Source organism: Curtobacterium sp. GC_Cur_3 (genome assembly GCF_026544205.1).
Taxonomy (GTDB): Bacteria; Actinomycetota; Actinomycetes; order Actinomycetales; family Microbacteriaceae; genus Curtobacterium.
This window is the reverse complement of sequence record NZ_JALNUI010000017.1, coordinates 43,252-61,249: the sequence shown is the minus strand read 5'-3', so window position 1 is coordinate 61,249 and position 17,998 is coordinate 43,252. Positions and strand designations below refer to the sequence as shown.

Genomic DNA, 17,998 nt, shown 5'->3' with positions numbered 1-17,998 from the left:
TCTGCCGACTCGGAACGACAACATCGCTGTCGTACGACAGCGATGTTGTCGTTCTGACTCGAGCTCGGCGCGGACACCACAACGGCGGGCCATGAACGCAACGCAACGAGGCCCGGTGCCGTCCTGTGGGACGTGCACCGGGCCTCCTCTGCGTTCCGATCTCAGGCGACGGACGCGCAGCCGATCAACCGAAGCGGCCGGAGACGTAGTCCTCGGTCGACTTGACGGACGGGTTCGAGAAGATCGTCGCGGTGTCGTCGTACTCGATGAGGTGACCGGGCTGGCCGGTGCCCGCGATGTTGAAGAACGCGGTCTTGTCGCTGACGCGCGAGGCCTGCTGCATGTTGTGGGTCACGATCACGATCGTGAACTCCTTCTTGAGCTCGCCGATCAGGTCCTCGATGGCGAGGGTCGAGATCGGGTCGAGCGCGGAGCACGGCTCGTCCATCAGCAGGACGTCGGGCTGCACGGCGATGGCGCGCGCGATGCAGAGACGCTGCTGCTGGCCGCCGGACAGTCCCATGCCGGGCTTGTCGAGGCGGTCCTTGACCTCGTTCCACAGGTTCGCGCCCTGCAGGGAGCGCTCGACGATGTCGTCCGCCTCGGAGCGGCTGACGCGCTTGTTGTTGAGCTTCACGCCGGCGAGCACGTTGTCCTTGATGGACATCGTCGGGAACGGGTTCGGGCGCTGGAACACCATGCCGACCTGGCGCCGGACGATGACCGGGTCCACGCCGGGGGCGTAGAGGTCGTCGCCGTCCACCTTGACCGAGCCCTCGACGTAGGCGCCGGGGATGACCTCGTGCATGCGGTTGAGCGTGCGGAGGAACGTGGACTTGCCGCAGCCGGACGGGCCGATGAAGGCGGTGACGGTGCGGGGCTCGATCGTCATGTCGACGCCCTCGACCGCCTTGAACTTCGAGTAGTAGACGTTGAGGCCGTCGACCTCGATGCGCTTGGACACAGTGTGACCTTCCGGGGGGCTAGCGGGAGAGCTTGGGGGCGAAGAGACGCGTGATGAACCGGGCGAGCAGGTTCAGCAGCATCACGATGAGGATCAGGACGAGTGCTGCGGTCCAGGCCCGGTCGACGAACGGCACCGGGTTGGCGCCCTGCTGCGAGTACTGCGTGTACGCGAACACCGGCAGGGTCATCATCGGGTTGCCGAACAGGTCGTAGTTCATGCTCGACGTGTAGCCAGCGGTCACCAGCAGGGGAGCGGTCTCGCCGATGACGCGGGCGATCGCGAGCATGACGCCCGTCGTGATGCCGGCGAGCGAGGTGGGCAGCACGACCTTGACGATCGTCAGCCACTTCGGGACACCGAGGGCGTAGGAGGCCTCGCGGAGCTCCATCGGCACGATCTTCAGGACCTCTTCGGTGGCGCGCACGATGATCGGGATCATCAGGACCGCGAGGGCGATCGATCCGACCAGACCGAACCGGGCGCCCGGGCCGAGGAACAGCGCGAAGAGCGAGTACGCGAACAGGCCGGCCACGATCGAGGGGATGCCCGTCATGACGTCGACGAAGAACGTGATGCCGCGGGCGAGGGCGCCGCGGCCGTACTCGACCAGGTAGATCGACGTGAGCAGCCCGATCGGGACACTGATGACGGCCGCGAACAGGGTGATCTCGAGCGTGCCGATCAGGGCGTGCAGGGCGCCACCACCGACGGAGATGACACCGCGCATCGAGTACGAGAAGAACGCGACGTCGAACCGGGCCAGACCGTCCGCGAGGACCGTCCAGAGCAGCGACACCAGCGGGAGCACCGCGATGACGAACGCGGTGATGACGAGCGAGGTGACGAGGCGGTCGACCGCCTTGCGCCCACCCTCGACGATCCGGGAGACGACCACGATGAGGACGTCGAACAGGACCGTGCCGAGGAAGACCGCCGCGACGACGTTGAAGTCCTTGACGGCGCCGCCTGCGTTGAGCAGGGCGAAGACCAGGGCCAGGGCGACCCAGCTGCCGGCGAGGAGCAGCCACGGCACGGAGGTGTGCAGCTTGCCGTTGGCGAAGACGTTGCCGCCGGTCGGACGGATTGCGAGGGACATCGGGGTGCGACCTCTCAGCTGACGCGTCGGCGCACGATGTAGCGCGCGAGCATGTTGATGACCAGGGTGATGACGAAGAGGATCAGACCGGACGCGATGAGTGCGTTCAGGGCCGTTCCGGACGCCTCGGCGAACTGCAGGGCGATGTTCGCCGCGATGGTCGACGGGTTGAGGGACGTGAGCAGCTTGAACGAGATGTTCGTCGACACCGACAGCACGAGGGCGATCGCCATCGTCTCGCCGAGCGCTCGTCCGAGGCCGAGCATGATCGCGGACACGATGCCGGACTTGGCGAACGGCAGGACCGACAGGCGGATCATCTCCCAGCGCGTGGCGCCGAGGGCGAGTGCGGCCTCTTCGTTGAGGGTCGGCGCCTGCAGGAAGATCTCGCGCATGATCGCCGTCATGATCGGGATCGTCATGACGGCGAGGACGATCGACGCCGTGAGGATCGTCCGACCGGTGCCGGACACCTGCCCGGAGAAGAGCGGGATCCACGCGAAGTACTCGTTGAGGAACGCGTAGAACGGCTTGACGAACTGCGACAGCACCACGATGCCCCACAGGCCGTAGACGACCGACGGGACCGCGGCGAGCAGGTCGATGACGTAGCCGAGCAGCGGGGCGATGCGCCGCGGCGCGAAGTGCGAGATGAAGAGCGCGATCCCGAGCGCGAGCGGGACGGCCATGACGAGCGCGAGGAGCGCCGACCAGATGGTGCCGAAGACGAGCGGCCCGACGTAGTCCCAGAAGTTCGCGGCCTGGTTGGGCAGCTCGCCGACCTTGGCGGAGAACGCGGGGATGCTCTGCCAGACGAGGAAGGCGGCGACCAGCGCGAGCACGACCAGGATGAGGCCGCCGGAGATGACGGAGGCGGCGGAGAAGACACGGTCGCCGACGCGGACGACGGCCTTGGGCTTCGCCGGGGCGAGGGAAGCGCCTTGCTGGACGGGTGCGGAGGTCATGGGGCGTGGGACTCCTGTCGGGAGACGGGGAAGTGCCCGGGTGCCGGTCCGTGGGAGGACCGGCACCCGGGCTCTCGGTGAGGAGTTGTTACTTGATCGAGGCGACCGCGTCAGCGGCCTTCTTGCCGAGGTCCGAGGAGAGGGCGGCCGACTTGGCCTCCGTCGCGGCGGCCTTCTGGGCGTCGTCGGACACGACGTAGGTCAGGTACGACTTGACCAGGTCGGCCTTGTCGGCGTCCTTGTACTCCTGGCACGCGATGGCGTAGGAGACGAGCACGAGCGGCCAGGCGCCGTCCGCGGTGTCCTTGCGGTTGATGTCGATCGCGAGGTCGTTCGTCTCGCGGCCGGAGACCGTCTCGGAGTCCGCGACGACCTTGGCGGCGCCGTCGGCGGAGAGCTCGGTGGCCTTGTCGCCGACCATGAGCTTGGCCTTGTCGAGGTCGCCTGCACCGGAGTCGTCGATGTAGGTGATCGCGTTGGTCGCGCCCTGCATGGCCGAGGCCACGCCGGAGCCCTTCGCAGCGCCGTCGCCGACCTGGTACGGGAAGGTCTGGCTGGGCGCTTCGGTCCAGACGTCACCGGCGTTCGCCGACAGGTACTCGGAGAAGTTCTGCGTGGTGCCCGAGTCGTCCGAACGGTGCACGACGGTGATGTTCGCGCTCGGCAGCTTCGCGTCCTTGTTCAGGGCGGCGATCTGGGAGTCGTCCCACTTGGTGATCTTGCCGGAGAAGATGCCCGCGATGGTCTTGGCGTCGAGCGTCAGGTCCTTGACGCCGTCGACCTTGAAGGCGATGGCGATCGGGGAGATGTAGACCGGGATGTCGATGGCCTTGGAGTCCGCCGCGCAGTTCGCGAAGGTGCCGGAGAGCTCCTCGTCGGAGAGCGCTGCGTCCGAGCCGGCGAAGTCCGCCGCGCCGGAGATGAAGTTCTTGCGGCCGGCGCCGGAGCCGTCCGGCGAGTAGTTGACCGTGACGCCGGAGGCCTGGTCCTGGAAGCCGGTGCCCCAGACGGTCTCGGCGGTCTGCTGTGCGGAGGAGCCCGACGCGGTGAGCGTGCCGGAGAGCTTCGAGTAGTCGACACCCGAGGCGGAGGCCGACGTGGTGCTGCCCGCGCCGCCTTCGTTCGCCGCGCACGAGGAGAGCACGACTGCGCCGGCGATCGCGATTGCTGCGATCGAACCGATTCGCTTGATGTTCACAGGGGTCCCTTCGGGGAATGTGGAGTGCAGGTGGGACCGCTGTTCAGTCCCGTGGGCCGGTGCCGACCCGCGAGTGACTGTAGGGACGCGAAGTGACCGGGATCACGCCCGCCGGTGAACGGGAGGTGAACGAGGGGGTGTCTCGGCGCGGACGGCGAGCGCGGGGGCGGTTCCGGGGGCAGGATCGGGAACAGCGTGCCCAGCGGCGGACGGGAGGCTCGTCTCGGCTCGGGCGAACAGCCGACACCCCGCCACGTGGCTGGTTCGGCCGGTCCGCCGACCGCGCTGCGGTCCGCGCGGACGACGCGGGCGGCGCGGGCGCGCGGGCGCGGGCGCGCGCTACGCGGTGACGGTGTTCCGGTGTGTCTCGACGGCGACGAGCGTGTCGTCAGCGATGTGCAGCACGGCGAAGTCGCCGACCGACAGCATCGCCGCGCGGCGCAGGTCGAAGCGGTCGGTGTCGGCGGTGGTGTCCGTGGCGATGCGCGCGACGATGTCGGGCAGCACGGGGCCGTGCGAGCAGAACACGGCGGTCTTGCCCTTCGCCAGGCGCTTCCGCACGGCGCCCTTGACGTCGGCGGTGCCCTGCTCGTGGGCGTCCTGGCTGATGTCCGGGGTGCTCGAGACACCGAGCTTGACCCGGTCGGACAGCGGCTCGACGGTCGCCAGGCACCGTGCGGCCGTGCTGCTCACGATCTTCTTCGGGCCGAACGCGGCGATCGGGGCCGCGGCGGCCTTCGCCTGCGCGCGGCCGACGGCCAGGAGCGGTCGGGTGGCGTCGGGGCCGTGCCAGTCGGAGCCGGGGGTGGTCTTGGCGTGCCGCAGGGCGATGAGCGCGAAGGTGCGGTGCTGGCCCGTGGCGGCACGCTCGGCGAAGCGCTCGAGGATCTCGACGTCCCGGGCGTAGGTGAGCCGGGCGCGGGCGTCGTCGATCGTCACCCACTCGATCGCGGCGACCTCGTGGTTCGGACGGAACGTGCCCGCGCGCTCGAACTCCTTCGTGGACACCCGGGCCGCCCAGTACTGCACGACCTTGTCGCGGCCGTTCGGCAGGACGTACTCCGCGGTGCCGAGCGGGGCGCCGAGGTGCACGCGGTGGCCGGTCTCCTCGTGGACCTCGCGCACGGCGGTGGTGGGGACCGCTTCGCCCGGGTCGACCTTGCCCTTGGGGAAGGAGACGTCCTTGTGGTGCTCGCGGTGGACCAGGAGCACGAGCGGCTCCCCGTCCTGTTCGCGCCACACCACTGCCCCCGCCGCCAGGACGGGGCCCGTGGAGGTGCCGCTCACCGCGTGGAGCGCTTCCGCGCCGAGATCTTCCGCATGATCACATTCTGCACGTCGTCGAACGGGCGGCCGTCCTGGTCCGTGGAGTGCCGCGTCCACTCGCCGTCGGACTCGAGGTGCCACGAGCTGGTGGTCTCGGCCATCGCCAGGTCGAAGACCTCGGTGACCTCGTTCACGTGGGACGGGTCGGAGAGGCGCACCAGGGCCTCGACGCGTCGGTCGAGGTTGCGGTGCATCATGTCCGCGCTGCCGATGAACACGAACGGGTCGCCGTCGTTGTGGAACGCGAACGCGCGGGAGTGCTCGAGGTACCGCCCGACGACGCTGCGCACGCGGATGGTCTCGCTGACGCCCTCGAGCCCGGGCTTGAGCGAGCAGATGCCGCGCACCAGCACGTCGATCGGCACCCCGGCCTGGCTGGCCAGGTAGAGGGCGTCGATGATCTGCTCGTCGACCATCGAGTTGACCTTGATCCGGATGCCGGAGGGCAGTCCGGCGCGGGCGTTGTCGGCCTCGACCTGGATGCGCTTCAGCAGGCCCTTCCGCAGGTGCAGCGGGGCGACGAGGAGCCGCTTGAACTTCTTCTCGATCGCGTACCCGGAGAGCTCGTTGAACAGACGGGTGAGGTCCTTGCCCACGACGTCGTCCGCGGTGAAGAGCCCCATGTCCTCGTAGATGCGCGAGGTCTTCGGGTTGTAGTTGCCGGTGCCGATGTGGCTGTAGTGCTTGAGCGTGCCGCCCTCCTGCCGGATGACGAGCACGAGCTTGGAGTGCGTCTTCAACCCGACCAGGCCGTAGACCACGTGCACGCCGGCCTTCTCGAGCTTGCGGGCCCAGGTGATGTTGTTCTGCTCGTCGAAGCGCGCCTTGATCTCCACCAGCGCGAGCACCTGCTTGCCCGCGGCGGCGGCGTCGATGAGGGCCTCGACGATGGGGGAGTCGCCCGACGTGCGGTACAGCGTCTGCTTGATCGCCAGGACGTTCGGGTCGGCCGCCGCCTGCTCGAGGAAGGCCTGCACGCTCGTGGCGAAGGACTCGTACGGGTGGTGGACGAGGACGTCCCTGGCAGCGATGGCACGGAACAGGTCGGGCTTGGTGTTCGGCTCGCCCGGCTGGAACTGCACCGGGGTGGTCGGCACGTGCTTCGGGTAGTGCAGGTCGGGCCGGTTGATCTTCGAGATCTCGAACAGGCAGCCGAGGTCCAGCGGAGACGGCAGCCGGTAGACCTCCTGTTCCGTGATGTCGAGCTCACGGACGAGCAGGTCGAGCGTCACCGGGTCCATGTCCTCGGTGATCTCGAGGCGGATGGGCGGACCGAAGCGGCGCCGCAGCAGCTCGCGCTCGAGGGCCTGGATGAGGTTCTCGGCCTCGTCCTCCTCGATCTCGACGTCCTCGTTCCTGGTGACGCGGAACACGTGGTGCTCGAGGACCTCCATCCCCGGGAACAGGTCGCCGAGGTGGTTGGCGATGAGGTCCTCGAGCGGGATGAAGCGCATCCGCCCGGAGTTGTCGTCCGGCAGCTTGATCAGCCGCGAGAAGTTCTGCGGGACCTTGAGACGCGCGAACTCCTGCCGCTGCGACTTCGGGTTGCGCACGCGCACCGCGAGGTTGAGCGACAGGCCGGAGATGTACGGGAACGGGTGTGCCGGGTCCACCGCGAGGGGCATCAGGACCGGGAAGATCTGCTCGGCGAAGTACTCCCGCATCCGCGCGCGGTCGTCCTCGCCCAGGTCGGACCAGTGCTCGATGTGCAGGCCGGCGGCGTCGAGGTCGGGCTTCAGCGAGCCGATGAAGGCCTGCGCGTGGCGGTCCTGCAGCTCGTGGGCCTTCTTGGCGATGTCGCGGAGGACGTCACTCGGTGCGCGCCCGACGTTGGTCGGGACGGCGATGCCGGTGTCGATGCGGCGCTTGAGACCGGCGACACGGACCATGAAGAACTCGTCGAGGTTAGACGCGAAGATCGCCAGGAAGTTGGCGCGCTCGAGCAGCGGGACCGTGCGGTCCTCACCGAGTTCGAGCACCCGCTGGTTGAACCGGAGCCAGCTGATCTCGCGGTCGAAGTAGCGGTCCGACGGCAGGGACTCGTGCTCGATCTCGACGACCTCGTCGAAGTCGTCGAGGTCGTTCGAGACGGAGTCGCCGTCGAGCTGCGGTTCGGTGTCCATGCCCACATCCTGCCACCCGTGTGCGGAGGTCGGATGGCCGATGGCCGCCCCTGTGGGAACCCGCGGTGAACGGGGTGGCTGTGGAGGAGGTCAGGCCGGTGCGGCGTACTGCACGTCGATCGCGTGCTGCGTGAACCCGGACCGCCGGTACAGCGCCAGCGCGGGCTCGTTGTCGCCCTCGACGTAGAGCGCCTGGGCGTCGAGGCCCCGTCCGACCAACCGGGCGGACCCCGCGCGCATGAGCACGCCCCCGAGGCCCTGTCCCTGCAGGTCCGGGCGCACCGCGACGGCGTAGAACTCGCCGATGCCGTCCTCGACCTTGAGCCAGCACGACCCCGCGAGCGCGCCGGAGGCGTCCCGCAGCAGCAACAGGTCGGCGCCGTCGAACCAGGGCTCGGCCTCTCGTGCGAGCAGGTCGTCCATCGTCATCGACCCCTGCTCGGGGTGGGACGCGAAGGCCGCGGCGTTCAGCGCGAGCCAGTCCGCCTCGTCGGTGCCGGGCCGGAAGGCGGCCAGGGTGGACCCGGTCGGGAGGCCCGGGTCGGTTCCGGCGGTCGGCACCGGTGCGCGGAGCTGCAGCAGCGTCCTCGTGGGGGCCCAGCCGTACCGGGTGGCGATGGCACGGGCTGCCGGGCTGTCGCCGTGCGCCCAGGCCAGCCGCGGTGCGGCCCCGCCGCCCAGCGCGAGCGCCCGCTCGACGAGGCGTGTCCCGGTGCCGCGGCCACGGGCCTCCCGTCGGACCACGAGTTCCAGCTCGCCCTCGCGCACGACCGCGACCCCGTCGGGTCCGGCCGCCACCCCGTCGGGTCCGCCTGCGACCCCGTCGGGCTCCTCGAGCACGACGGCACGGCCGGCGCGCACGTCGACCAGGCTCTGGTCGGAGAAGGGCGGCGGCTCGTCGGGGACGACGAAGGCGCCGAGGTCGGGCACGACTACTGGCCCATCAGGCGGTCGGCTTCGTCCTCGTACACGTTGAAGCGGTACCCGACGTTGCGGACCGTGCCGATGAGCGACTCGAGGTCGCCGAGCTTCGCGCGGAGACGACGGACGTGCACGTCGACCGTGCGGGTGCCGCCGAAGTAGTCGTAGCCCCAGACCTCGCTGAGCAGCTGCTCGCGGGTGAAGACCCGCGACGGGTGCGTGGCGAAGAACCGCAGGAGCTCGAACTCCTTGAAGGTGAGGTCGAGCGGCTTGCCGCGGACCTTCGCCGAGTAGCTGGCCTCGTCGATGACGACCCCGGAGGCCTGGATCTTCGAGCCCGTCTGGTTCTTGGCGGCCCGGCCGGAACTCAGGCGGATGCGGGCGTCGACCTCCGCGGGGCCGGCGGTCTCGAGCACGACGTCGTCGACGTTCCACTCGCTCGTGACCGCGGTCAGGCCGCCCTCGGTCACGACGAGCACGATGGGCGTCGTCGAGCCGGACGTGGCGAGGATCTTGCACAGGGCCTTCGCGCTGACCAGGTCGGTGCGGGCGTCCACGAACATCAGGTCGCTCTGCGGGGCGTTGACCAGGTGGGAGGCCTCGGCCGGCACGTGGCGGATCCGGTGGCTCAGGAGGCCGAGGGCCGGCAGGACGTCGCCGGGCGCAGCCGAAGTGAGTACCAGGAGCTGTGCCACAGGACCTCCAGAGCGGGAAGACGTCGTGGAGACATCCTAGTGATGCTCGACACGCCGCCCTGACCGCGCCTGTCATGATGGGGACGTGACCGAGCCCGTCCCGCCCGCCGACCAGCGCCGCCTGCAGCTGACGTCGGTGCTGCCCGTCTGGCTGCTGACGATCGTCGGTGCCGTGCTCGTCCTGACGCTCAGCCAACGGGACTCCTTCGCGTGGCTGCTGCTCGTGTTCGTGGCGTCGGTGATGGTCAGCTTCGTGCTGCAGCTCATCACCGCGACCAAGGACGGCCTGGTCGAGCGGATCAGCATCGCGTCCTCGGGTTCGTTCGTCGTCGTGCTCGTGACCGCCGTGGTGCTCCTGGCACGTTGAGCCTGGCCGCGTAGACTCCTGGCATGGATTCGCTGCTTGCGCTCGAGCTCTTCTACGTGGGCCTCCTCGGCCTGGCGTCGCTCGCGATCGCGTTCATCTCGGTGACCGTCGTCGTGAAGCTGTTCAAGGGCCAGCGTTGATCGAACTGCCGGAGGGCCTGGCCGCTGAACTCGTCCCGCTCTCCTGGCTCGTCGGTGTCTGGGAGGGCACCGGCGTGGTCGAGTACCCGATCGGTGAACCGTCCGGCGACGACGAGGAACCAGAGGTCCGCTCGTACGAGTTCGGCCAGCGCGTGAGCTTCAGCCACGACGGCCTGCCGTACCTCAACTACGCGTCCACCACGTGGCTCCTCGACGAGCAGCACACCCCGCTCGCCGCCGAGATGGGCTACTGGCGCCTGGACCGTCCGTCCGAGCCCGGTGACCGCGGCCCGGCGATGCTGATGGGCGAGGGGAACGCGCCCTTCACGACCACGCAGAGCGTCGAGGCGCTCCGCAACGCGAACGACGGCTTCGACGTCGAGGCCATGATCATCCACCCGACCGGCGTCAACGAGCTCTACGTCGGGCAGGTCCGCAAGGGCCGCATCGACCTGGCCACCGACGCCGTGATGCGCTCCGCCAACGCCAAGGAGTACTCCGCGGCCACCCGCCTGTACGGGCTGGTGGAGGGCAAGCTCTTCTGGGCGTGGGACATCGCCGCCCTCGGTCAGGGACTCACCTCGCACGCCTCGGGGCAGCTCGCGAAGGTCGACTGATGGCCGTCTTCGCCGCGCGTGACGGCTTCGTCGCGTCCGCTGCGGGCCCGGCCGCCCACTTCGGCAACCCCCTCGGCGAGCAGCGGCTGCTGGCGCGCGGGACCGCCGTGGTCGAGCTCGGGCTCGGTGTCGTGACCGTCACCGGCCCCGACCGCCTGTCCTGGCTCAACTCGATCACGTCGCAGCTGCTCCTCGGCCTGGCGCCGGGTGTCAGCACCGAGACGCTCGTGCTCGACGCCTCGGGTCGGGTCGAGCACGCGGCCCGCGTCGTGGACGACGGCGAGACCACCTGGCTCCTCACCGAGCCCGCCGACGCCGCCCCGCTCGCCGCGTGGCTGACGTCGATGCGCTTCATGCTCCGCGTCGAGGTCACCGACCGCAGCGACGAGTTCGTCACCATCGGGTCCTTCACCGACACGGGCGCCGTCACCGGCGCAGTCGTCGAGTGGGTCGACCCGTGGAGCACCGTCGCGCCCGGAGGTTGGGGCTACGCCAGCCTGGAGGCCCACCCCGGCTCCGACTGGACCCTGCGGATCGCAGTGCTCGCCACCGACGCCGCTGCCGCCCTGGCCGCGTCCGACCGGCCCGTCGCGGGGCTCCTCGCGGTGGAGGCCCTGCGCATCGCCGCCTGGCGCCCCTCGCTCAGCGACGTCGACGAGCGGACGATCCCGCACGAGCTCGACTGGCTCCGTTCCGCCGTGCACCTGAGCAAGGGGTGCTACCGCGGGCAGGAGACCGTCGCCAAGGTCCACAACCTCGGGCACCCGCCGCGTCGGGTCGTGATGCTGCACCTCGACGGCTCGGACGCCGTGCTGCCCGCTCCCGGCACCCCCGTGACGCTCGACGGCACCGAGGTCGGTCGGCTCGCAGCGTCGGCGGTGCACCACGAGCTCGGCCCGGTCGGGCTCGCCATCGTCAAGCGCTCGCTCGACCCGACCGCCGTGCTCACCCTGACCGCGGACGACGTCGTGGTGACGGCAGCGCAGGAGACCATCGTCCCGCCCGGTGCGGGTGCGACGGCGAACGTGCCCCGGCTGCCCCGGCTGCCCCGGCTCGGCGCGGTCAAGCGCTCCTAGCTCGCACGCTCGCAAGACACCGGCCCGGTTCCTCCTCGCAAAACACCGGTGTCCAGCAGTCGCGCCGCGAATGTCCGCGGCGCGGAGCACGAACACCGGTGTCCTGCGGGGCCCTCGGGGCCGTACGCCCCGGCGGCCCCGGGGGCCTGACGTCAGGCGGGGGCGACCGCCGACCAGGGGACGCTGAGCTCGCCGAGCCGCCAGCGGGTCGTGCCGTGCAGCACCGGCCACCCACGGTCCCGCATGCCGGCGACCGCGGCGAGCCAGCGCTGCCGTGGTCCGTACGTGCCGAGCGGTGCGGCGACCGCCCACGCCAGGTCGAGGTCGCGCAGGAACGCGTGGACGCGCTCGCCGGGGACGTTGCGGTGGATGAGGGCCTTCGGCAGGCGCTCGGCGACGACGCTCGGGACGTCGAGCCCCGCGAGCCGGAGCGACACCGTGAACGTCCGGGGTCCGTGCTCGTCGAGCGTCACCCACGACGCCACCCGGCCGACCTCGTTGCACGTGCCCTCCACGAGCGCCCCGCCCGGCTGCAGGCGGTCCTGCATGACCCGCCACGAGGCCACGACCTCGGACTCGTCGTACTGTCGCAGCACGTTGAACGCCCGGATCACCGCGGGCCGCCGACCGTCGGGCGTCGGGGTCTCGAAGCCACCGAGCCGGAACGTCACGCCGTCACGGGTGCCGGCGTTCGCCAGGGCCACGCGGGACGGCTCGATCTCGATGCCGGTGACCTCGACGTCAGGCCGGACGGCCACCAGACGGTCGCGGAGCTCCAGGGTGGTCGTCGGGCTCGCGCCGTAGCCGACGTCCGCGACCAGGGGGTCGGTGCTCCGCCGGAGCGCCGGGAGCGTCGCGATCCACCGGTCGACACGACGGAGCCGGTTGTACCCGGTCGTGCCGCGCGTGACGTTCCCGATGGGCATGCGACCAGGGTACGGGGACGGCGACGCTCGGTAGGATCGGAGCATGACCTCCACGCTCGTCCTGCTCCGTCACGGCAACAGTGACTGGAACCAGAAGAACCTGTTCACCGGTTGGGTCGACGTCCGGCTCTCCGAGCTGGGCGAGAAGGAGGCGAAGCGCGCCGGCGAGCTCATCGCCGAGTCCGGCATCGTCCCCGACGTCCTGTACACCTCGCTCCTGACGCGGGCGATCCAGACCGCGGACATCGCCCTGCTCGAGGCCGACCTCGCCTGGCTCCCCGTGAAGCGCGACTGGCGCCTCAACGAGCGCCACTACGGCGACCTGCAGGGCAAGGACAAGGCCCAGACGCTCGAGGAGTACGGCGAGGTCAAGTTCATGGAGTGGCGCCGCTCGTTCGACGTCCCGCCGCCCCCCATCGCCGACGACGCCGAGTGGTCCCAGCACGGTGACCGCCGCTACGCCGACCTCGGGGACGCCCTGCCGCGCACCGAGTCGCTCAAGCTCGTGATCGACCGCCTGCTGCCGTACTGGGAGTCGGACATCACGAAGGACCTCGCCGCGGGCAAGACCGTCCTGGTCACCGCGCACGGCAACTCGCTCCGGGCGCTGGTGAAGCACCTCGACGGCATCTCCGACGACGACATCGCGGGGCTGAACATCCCGACGGGCATCCCGCTCGTGTACGAGCTCGACGACGAGCACCGTCCGACCGGGCCCTCGCGCTACCTCGACCCCGAGGCCGCCGCTGCCGGCGCTGCCGCGGTCGCCGCCCAGGGCGCGAAGAAGTAGCCGCACCGCCGGCACGACGACGAACGCCCCGCCTGGGTCAGGCGGGGCGTTCTCGCGTTCGGTGGTGCGTCAGCCGAAGTGCGCGGCGATCTCCTGCACGAGCTGGCCGACGTCGTACGGCTTCGTGGTGTCGACCGTGACGACGGGGAGCAGCCCGGTCGGGCCGGCATCGGCGCCGTGCTCGTCCCAGAACGCCAGGACGTCCGCCAGGTCGCCGTGCACCTCGTGCCGCAGGGGCGATCCGGGGTCGTACCGGTCCGCCAGCCGCTCCCTGGCGGTCTCCGCGTCGACGTGGCACCACACCTCGACGGCGCGCGGTGACCCTGCGGAGGCGAGCCCGGCCTCCAGGAAGGCGCGGTCACGAGACCGCAGCCAGACGGCGTCGACGACGACCCCGTTCTCGACCGCTCCAGCCATCGCCCAGACGGTGTCCATCGCGATGCCGCCGAGCGGACGCGAGTCGATCATCGGACCGACGATGTCGGCCAGCGGTTCCTTGACCCGGTCCTTCGACAGGAACGGGCACCCGAGCACCTCGGCGAGTGCCGTGCCGATGGTGCTCTTGCCCGAGGCGGGCATGCCGTTGACGATGATCGCGACCTGGGCCATGCCGTCGATCCTCCCAGACCCCGGGCGACCCGCGGACGCAGGAACGGCCGACCCCGTGGGGCCGGCCGTTCGTGGGGGACGTCAGACGGTGGTGCTGGAGCTCGCGCCGGCCCAGTCGCCCGTCGCCAGGTACTGCACCTTCTTCGCGATCGACACGGCGTGGTCGGCGAAGCGCTCGTGGTAGCGGGAGGCGAGGGTGGCGTCGACGGTGTCGACCGGGCCGCCCTTCCAGGCCTCACCGAGCACGAAGTCGAAGACGCTGGCGTGCAGCTCGTCGACGGCGTCGTCCTCGTCGCGGATCTCCTCGGCGAGCTGGATGTCCTCGGTGGCGAGCAGACGCGTCAGCTTCTGCGCCATCGCGACGTCGTGCTGGCCCATCTTCTTGAAGGTGCCGCGGAGGCCCTTCGGCACGACCTTCTCGGGGAAGCGCTGCCGGGCGAGCTGGGCGATGTGCTCGGCCATGTCGCCCATGCGCTCGAGCGACGAGCTGACCCGGAGGGCCGTGACCACGACGCGGAGGTCGCGGGCGACGGGGGCCTGGCGCGCCAGGATGTCGATGGCGACCTCGTCGAGGTTCTGCGCTGCCTCGTCGATCTTCGCGTCGTCGGCGATCACCTCTTCGGCGAGTGCGACGTCCGACTCGGTGAACGCCTCCGTGGCTCGGGTGATGGCGGACTCGACGAGCCCCGCGATCTCGGTCAGACGCTCTTGGACGTCCTGGAGCTCCTGCTGGAACACTTCGCGCATGGGGGAAGACCTCTCTGATGCGTACCGGTGGAGTGTCGTCAGCCCAGGTGAACGAACGGTGACCTGGGTCTGAACGCTTCGCGATCCTGCGCGAGAAGGCCAGCGAACGGCGGTGAACGGTGTCGGAACCGCGCATGACCACTCCTACACTGACGGCATGGACAACGCGTGGCTCGTGCCACTGTCGATGCTCCTCGGCGGGGTGTTCGGCGCAGGAGTCGTCGGACTGATCATCACCGCCGAGCGCACGGCACGGGCAGCCGACGTCGCCGAGCGCACCCTGCCGGACGGCGTCGCGGCCGTCATCGCCACGATGCACAACCCGGCCGTGGTGGTCGACCCGTCGAACACGGTGGTCGCCGCCTCACCCCAGGCCCTCACCGTCGGTCTGGTCGTGCGCCGCCGGCTCGTGCACCGGGAACTCCTCGACCTGGTCGACCGCGTGCGTGCGAGCGGTGAGATGGGGGCGGAGGACATGGAGCTCCCGCGCGGCCGTCGGGGCGAACTCGTGGGCTACCTCAGTTTCCGGGCCGCCCAGCTCGGGAACCGCTACGTGCTCGTGACCGCGGACGACCTCACCGAGTCCCGGCGCATCGACGAGGTCCGGCGGGACTTCGTCGCCAACATCTCGCACGAGCTGAAGACCCCGATCGGCGCGATCGGCCTGCTCTCGGAGACGCTCATCGCCGCCTCCGACGACCCCGTGCACGTGCGGAAGTTCGCGGGACAGCTCCTCACCGAGGCCGAGCGGCTCGGGGCCCTGACGAAGGACATCATCGAGCTGTCCCGGCTGCAGTCCGTCGACACGCTCGAGGTCAGCGAGGAGACCTCCATCGACAAGGTCGTGCAGGCGGCGATCGACGGCAACGAGGTCGTCGCACGAGCCAGGGGGATCGAACTCGTCCGCGCCAAGAAGTCGAAGCTCCGGGTGATGGGCAGCCCGGCGCTCCTGCAGGTCGCGGTGTCGAACCTCATCGCCAACGCCGTCAAGTACTCCCCGGACCAGACCCGCGTGGGCGTCGGTGTCCGGAGCAGCAAGGGGTTCGTCGAGATCGCGGTGACCGACCAGGGCGTCGGGATCCCCGAGGCGGACCTCGACCGGGTGTTCGAACGCTTCTACCGCGTCGACCCCGCACGATCGCGCGCCACCGGGGGCACCGGCCTCGGGCTCGCGATCGTGAAGCACGTCATCGGCAACCACGGTGGTGACGTGCGCGTGTGGTCGCAGCCCGGCAAGGGCTCGACCTTCACGATCCGCCTGCCCGAGGCGGACACCGAACTGACCTCAGCACTCGAAGAGCAACTGGAAGAGCAGCCATCGTGACCAAGATCCTCATCGTCGACGACGAGCCGGCCCTGAGCGAACCCCTGGAGTTCCTGCTCCAGCGCGAAGGATACGAGACCGCCGTCGCCGCGGACGGCGTGACCGCGCTGTCGAAGTTCGACGCGGAGAACCCCGACCTCGTGCTCCTGGACCTCATGCTGCCGGGCCTGTCCGGCACCGAGGTCTGCCGCCAGATCCGCACCAGGTCGAACGCGCCCATCATCATGCTGACCGCGAAGGACTCGGAGGTGGACATCGTCGTCGGGCTGGAGCTCGGCGCCGACGACTACGTCACGAAGCCCTACTCGACGCGGGAGCTCCTCGCGCGGATGCGGGCGGTCCTCCGTCGTCGCACCGAGGACGACCCCGCCGAGAGCGGCATCCTGCAGGTCGGCGGCATCCGGATGGACGTCGAGCGCCACACGGTGTCGGTCGACGGCTCCGAGACCCCGATGCCCCTCAAGGAGTTCGAGCTCCTCGAGCTGCTGCTCCGCAACGCCGGCCGCGTGCTGACCCGCGGGCAGCTCATCGACCGCGTGTGGGGCTCCGACTACTTCGGCGACACGAAGACGCTCGACGTGCACATCAAGCGCATCCGCTCGAAGATCGAGCGCGTGCCGTCGGCTCCGGAGGTCCTGGTGACCGTCCGCGGTCTCGGCTACCGGATCGAGGCCTGAGTCCGCAGGACGACGCAACGCACTGGAGGCCCGGTGCCGGTCTCATGGACCGGCACCGGGCCTCCAGTGCGTCGCGGTGACGAGCACGGTGTGAGCCGCACCCGTCAGCGTCAGTTGGTGCCGTTGTCGCCCTTGGACGAGTCGGTCTGCGAGTCGGTCGGCTGCGTGCCGGGGACGGCGGCTTCGCCGTCCGACTTCGCGCCGCTCTCGGACGGCGACGTGGACGTGGCCGACGGCGTGGAGGTGGGACTCGGGCTCGGCGCGAGGGTCTGGTACTCCTCCTGCGCGCTGGTGAGCACGGGGACGCTGCTCGAGACGCCCTCGGCACCCGGGTAGGAGAAGTAGACCTTCACGAGCGAGCCTGGCGTCGCCTTGGCGTCGGAGAAGACGACTTCCCGGGAGTCGACGACCTGCGTGCCCTGGGTGTCCTCACCGGTCTCGACGGTCGACTCGGCCCCGTCGGTGGCAGTGGACGACTGGGCGAGGTCGACGCGGCTGTTGGCCGGGACCTCGACGGTCTGGGTGTCGCCGGCGAGCTCCATGGACACGGTGATGTCGTCCGAGTCGCTGGTGTTGACGAGCGTGCCGACGAAGCGGGCGTCGTCACCGCTGTCCGAGATGAGCAGCGCGTTGCGGACATCGATCTTGCCGGCGGTGACGTTCACCCCGTCGGTGATCTGCTTGATCGTCTTGGTGTCCTGCGGCGTGAAGAACGCGCAGCCGGTGGCCCCGATCGCGATGGTTGCCGCAACGGCGACGGACACGAGTACCCGAGCTCGCAAGAGATTCCTCCGAAGATCACGATGCGTCGGCCGATCGGCCCGACGCCCGTCCATCCTACCGGGGACCCGCAGTGCTCGCGGTCGGGTGCCCCATTACCCGAGACCCCCTTGTGGTAAACTGTGCGTTGCGGAACGGAGCTTGATACATGCAATTCGAGGTCGGCGAGACCGTCGTCTACCCCCATCACGGGGCGGCAACCATCTCTGAAGTCAAGACGCGAGTCATCAAGGGCGAGGAAAAGGTCTACCTGAAGCTGCGTGTCACGCAGGGTGACCTGACGATCGAGGTGCCGGCAGACAATGTCGACCTGGTCGGCGTCCGCGATGTGATCGGCAAGGAAGGCCTCGACAAGGTCTTCGAAGTGCTGCGTGCACCGTTCACGGAAGAGCCCACCAACTGGTCTCGCCGCTACAAGGCGAACCTCGAGAAGCTCGCTTCCGGTGACGTCATCAAGGTGTCGGAGGTCGTTCGCGACCTGTGGCGCCGCGACCAGGACCGTGGTCTCTCGGCGGGTGAGAAGCGGATGCTCGCCAAGGCTCGTCAGATCCTGATCTCCGAGCTCGCGCTCGCAGAGAAGACGGACGAGGACAAGGCATCGACCGTCCTCGACGAGGTCCTCGCGTCCTGACGACGCGGTGACCTGACGTCGCA

The 17,998-nt window shown here is 69.8% G+C and carries 19 protein-coding genes; 7 read left to right on the top strand and 12 right to left on the bottom strand.

Annotation, left to right across the window (positions count from 1 at the left end; translation table 11 throughout):
* Nucleotides 1–184: 184 nt before the first annotated feature.
* The 8 genes from pstB to OXR63_RS10675 form a co-directional block, all read right to left on the bottom strand.
* Nucleotides 185–964, bottom strand: coding sequence for a phosphate ABC transporter ATP-binding protein PstB (gene pstB, locus OXR63_RS10710; RefSeq protein WP_267423010.1), 780 nt, complete (start codon nt 962–964; stop codon nt 185–187).
* Between the two features lie 19 nt (nt 965–983).
* Nucleotides 984–2,063 carry a phosphate ABC transporter permease PstA gene (gene pstA / locus OXR63_RS10705; protein ID WP_267423009.1) on the bottom strand — a complete coding sequence of 360 codons (1,080 nt, stop codon included), beginning with the start codon at nt 2,061–2,063 and terminating at the stop codon, nt 984–986.
* 14 nt (nt 2,064–2,077) lie between these two features.
* Complete coding sequence (gene pstC, locus OXR63_RS10700; RefSeq protein WP_267423008.1) at nt 2,078–3,028, bottom strand: phosphate ABC transporter permease subunit PstC; 951 nt, start codon at nt 3,026–3,028, stop codon at nt 2,078–2,080.
* A gap of 88 nt (nt 3,029–3,116) precedes the next feature.
* A complete protein-coding gene (locus OXR63_RS10695; protein ID WP_267423006.1) occupies nt 3,117–4,226 on the bottom strand; it encodes a phosphate ABC transporter substrate-binding protein PstS in 1,110 nt (369 codons plus the stop codon).
* 339 nt (nt 4,227–4,565) lie between these two features.
* The gene (locus OXR63_RS10690) at nt 4,566–5,513 is read right to left on the bottom strand and encodes an NUDIX hydrolase (RefSeq protein WP_267423004.1); all 948 of its coding nucleotides are present in this window, start codon (nt 5,511–5,513) and stop codon (nt 4,566–4,568) included.
* A complete protein-coding gene (locus tag OXR63_RS10685) occupies nt 5,510–7,675 on the bottom strand; it encodes an RNA degradosome polyphosphate kinase (RefSeq protein WP_267423003.1) in 2,166 nt (721 codons plus the stop codon). The genes OXR63_RS10690 and OXR63_RS10685 overlap by 4 nt, the downstream gene beginning before the upstream one ends.
* Before the next feature lie 90 nt (nt 7,676–7,765).
* Entirely contained in the window at nt 7,766–8,605 is an 840-nt protein-coding gene (gene mshD / locus OXR63_RS10680; RefSeq protein WP_267423002.1) for a mycothiol synthase, read from the bottom strand.
* Nucleotides 8,606–8,607: 2 nt separating this feature from the next.
* On the bottom strand, nt 8,608–9,291 hold the full coding sequence (locus OXR63_RS10675; RefSeq protein WP_194661497.1) for a response regulator transcription factor: 684 nt from the start codon (nt 9,289–9,291) through the stop codon (nt 8,608–8,610).
* Between the two features lie 85 nt (nt 9,292–9,376).
* On the opposite strand from OXR63_RS10675, the gene OXR63_RS10670 reads away from it, so the two are divergent.
* From OXR63_RS10670 to ygfZ, 3 genes are all read left to right on the top strand, one after another.
* Nucleotides 9,377–9,658 carry a hypothetical protein gene (locus OXR63_RS10670; RefSeq protein WP_267423001.1) on the top strand — a complete coding sequence of 94 codons (282 nt, stop codon included), beginning with the start codon at nt 9,377–9,379 and terminating at the stop codon, nt 9,656–9,658.
* A gap of 136 nt (nt 9,659–9,794) precedes the next feature.
* Nucleotides 9,795–10,415, top strand: coding sequence for an FABP family protein (locus OXR63_RS10665; RefSeq protein WP_267422998.1), 621 nt, complete (start codon nt 9,795–9,797; stop codon nt 10,413–10,415).
* Nucleotides 10,415–11,491 (top strand): CAF17-like 4Fe-4S cluster assembly/insertion protein YgfZ, encoded by a 1,077-nt coding sequence (gene ygfZ / locus OXR63_RS10660; RefSeq protein ID WP_267422996.1) that lies wholly within the window; start codon nt 10,415–10,417, stop codon nt 11,489–11,491. Before OXR63_RS10665 ends, ygfZ begins: the two co-directional genes overlap by 1 nt.
* A gap of 152 nt (nt 11,492–11,643) precedes the next feature.
* Here the strand turns inward: ygfZ and OXR63_RS10655 are convergent, their stop codons facing one another.
* Nucleotides 11,644–12,417 (bottom strand): class I SAM-dependent methyltransferase, encoded by a 774-nt coding sequence (locus OXR63_RS10655; protein WP_267422995.1) that lies wholly within the window; start codon nt 12,415–12,417, stop codon nt 11,644–11,646.
* A 43-nt stretch (nt 12,418–12,460) separates the two neighbouring features.
* On the opposite strand from OXR63_RS10655, the gene OXR63_RS10650 reads away from it, so the two are divergent.
* On the top strand, nt 12,461–13,207 hold the full coding sequence (locus tag OXR63_RS10650) for a phosphoglyceromutase (RefSeq protein WP_267422993.1): 747 nt from the start codon (nt 12,461–12,463) through the stop codon (nt 13,205–13,207).
* Nucleotides 13,208–13,276: 69 nt separating this feature from the next.
* On the opposite strand, the gene OXR63_RS10645 is transcribed toward OXR63_RS10650, so the two are convergent.
* Both OXR63_RS10645 and phoU read right to left on the bottom strand, forming a co-directional pair.
* Nucleotides 13,277–13,816: an AAA family ATPase gene (locus tag OXR63_RS10645; protein WP_267422990.1), complete on the bottom strand. Its 540-nt coding sequence runs from the start codon at nt 13,814–13,816 to the stop codon at nt 13,277–13,279.
* Nucleotides 13,817–13,897: 81 nt separating this feature from the next.
* The gene (gene phoU / locus OXR63_RS10640) at nt 13,898–14,563 is read right to left on the bottom strand and encodes a phosphate signaling complex protein PhoU (protein ID WP_194661490.1); all 666 of its coding nucleotides are present in this window, start codon (nt 14,561–14,563) and stop codon (nt 13,898–13,900) included.
* A 157-nt stretch (nt 14,564–14,720) separates the two neighbouring features.
* Here phoU and OXR63_RS10635 point away from each other — a divergent pair, with 157 nt between their 5' ends.
* Together OXR63_RS10635 and OXR63_RS10630 are read left to right on the top strand one after the other, a co-directional pair.
* The gene (locus OXR63_RS10635; RefSeq protein ID WP_267422987.1) at nt 14,721–15,887 is read left to right on the top strand and encodes a sensor histidine kinase; all 1,167 of its coding nucleotides are present in this window, start codon (nt 14,721–14,723) and stop codon (nt 15,885–15,887) included.
* A complete protein-coding gene (locus tag OXR63_RS10630) occupies nt 15,884–16,564 on the top strand; it encodes a response regulator transcription factor (RefSeq protein ID WP_071273435.1) in 681 nt (226 codons plus the stop codon). Before OXR63_RS10635 ends, OXR63_RS10630 begins: the two co-directional genes overlap by 4 nt.
* 110 nt (nt 16,565–16,674) lie before the next feature.
* Here OXR63_RS10630 and OXR63_RS10625 read toward each other — a convergent pair whose 3' ends face one another.
* Nucleotides 16,675–17,328: a hypothetical protein gene (locus tag OXR63_RS10625; RefSeq protein WP_267422984.1), complete on the bottom strand. Its 654-nt coding sequence runs from the start codon at nt 17,326–17,328 to the stop codon at nt 16,675–16,677.
* 164 nt (nt 17,329–17,492) lie between these two features.
* Between OXR63_RS10625 and OXR63_RS10620 the strand changes: the two genes are divergently transcribed.
* On the top strand, nt 17,493–17,975 hold the full coding sequence (locus tag OXR63_RS10620) for a CarD family transcriptional regulator (protein ID WP_017888066.1): 483 nt from the start codon (nt 17,493–17,495) through the stop codon (nt 17,973–17,975).
* The last annotated feature ends 23 nt before the right edge of the window (nt 17,976–17,998 follow it).

Coding starts and splice junctions, on each gene's coding strand:
- OXR63_RS10645 (WP_267422990.1), bottom strand. CDS start 13,816: ATGGCCCAGGTCGCGATCATCGTCAACGGCATGCCCGCCTCGGGCAAG.
- OXR63_RS10650 (WP_267422993.1), top strand. CDS start 12,461: ATGACCTCCACGCTCGTCCTGCTCCGTCACGGCAACAGTGACTGGAAC.
- OXR63_RS10655 (WP_267422995.1), bottom strand. CDS start 12,417: ATGCCCATCGGGAACGTCACGCGCGGCACGACCGGGTACAACCGGCTC.
- OXR63_RS10685 (WP_267423003.1), bottom strand. CDS start 7,675: ATGGACACCGAACCGCAGCTCGACGGCGACTCCGTCTCGAACGACCTC.
- OXR63_RS10620 (WP_017888066.1), top strand. CDS start 17,493: ATGCAATTCGAGGTCGGCGAGACCGTCGTCTACCCCCATCACGGGGCG.
- pstC (WP_267423008.1), bottom strand. CDS start 3,028: ATGACCTCCGCACCCGTCCAGCAAGGCGCTTCCCTCGCCCCGGCGAAG.
- pstA (WP_267423009.1), bottom strand. CDS start 2,063: ATGTCCCTCGCAATCCGTCCGACCGGCGGCAACGTCTTCGCCAACGGC.
- ygfZ (WP_267422996.1), top strand. CDS start 10,415: ATGGCCGTCTTCGCCGCGCGTGACGGCTTCGTCGCGTCCGCTGCGGGC.
- phoU (WP_194661490.1), bottom strand. CDS start 14,563: ATGCGCGAAGTGTTCCAGCAGGAGCTCCAGGACGTCCAAGAGCGTCTG.
- OXR63_RS10635 (WP_267422987.1), top strand. CDS start 14,721: ATGGACAACGCGTGGCTCGTGCCACTGTCGATGCTCCTCGGCGGGGTG.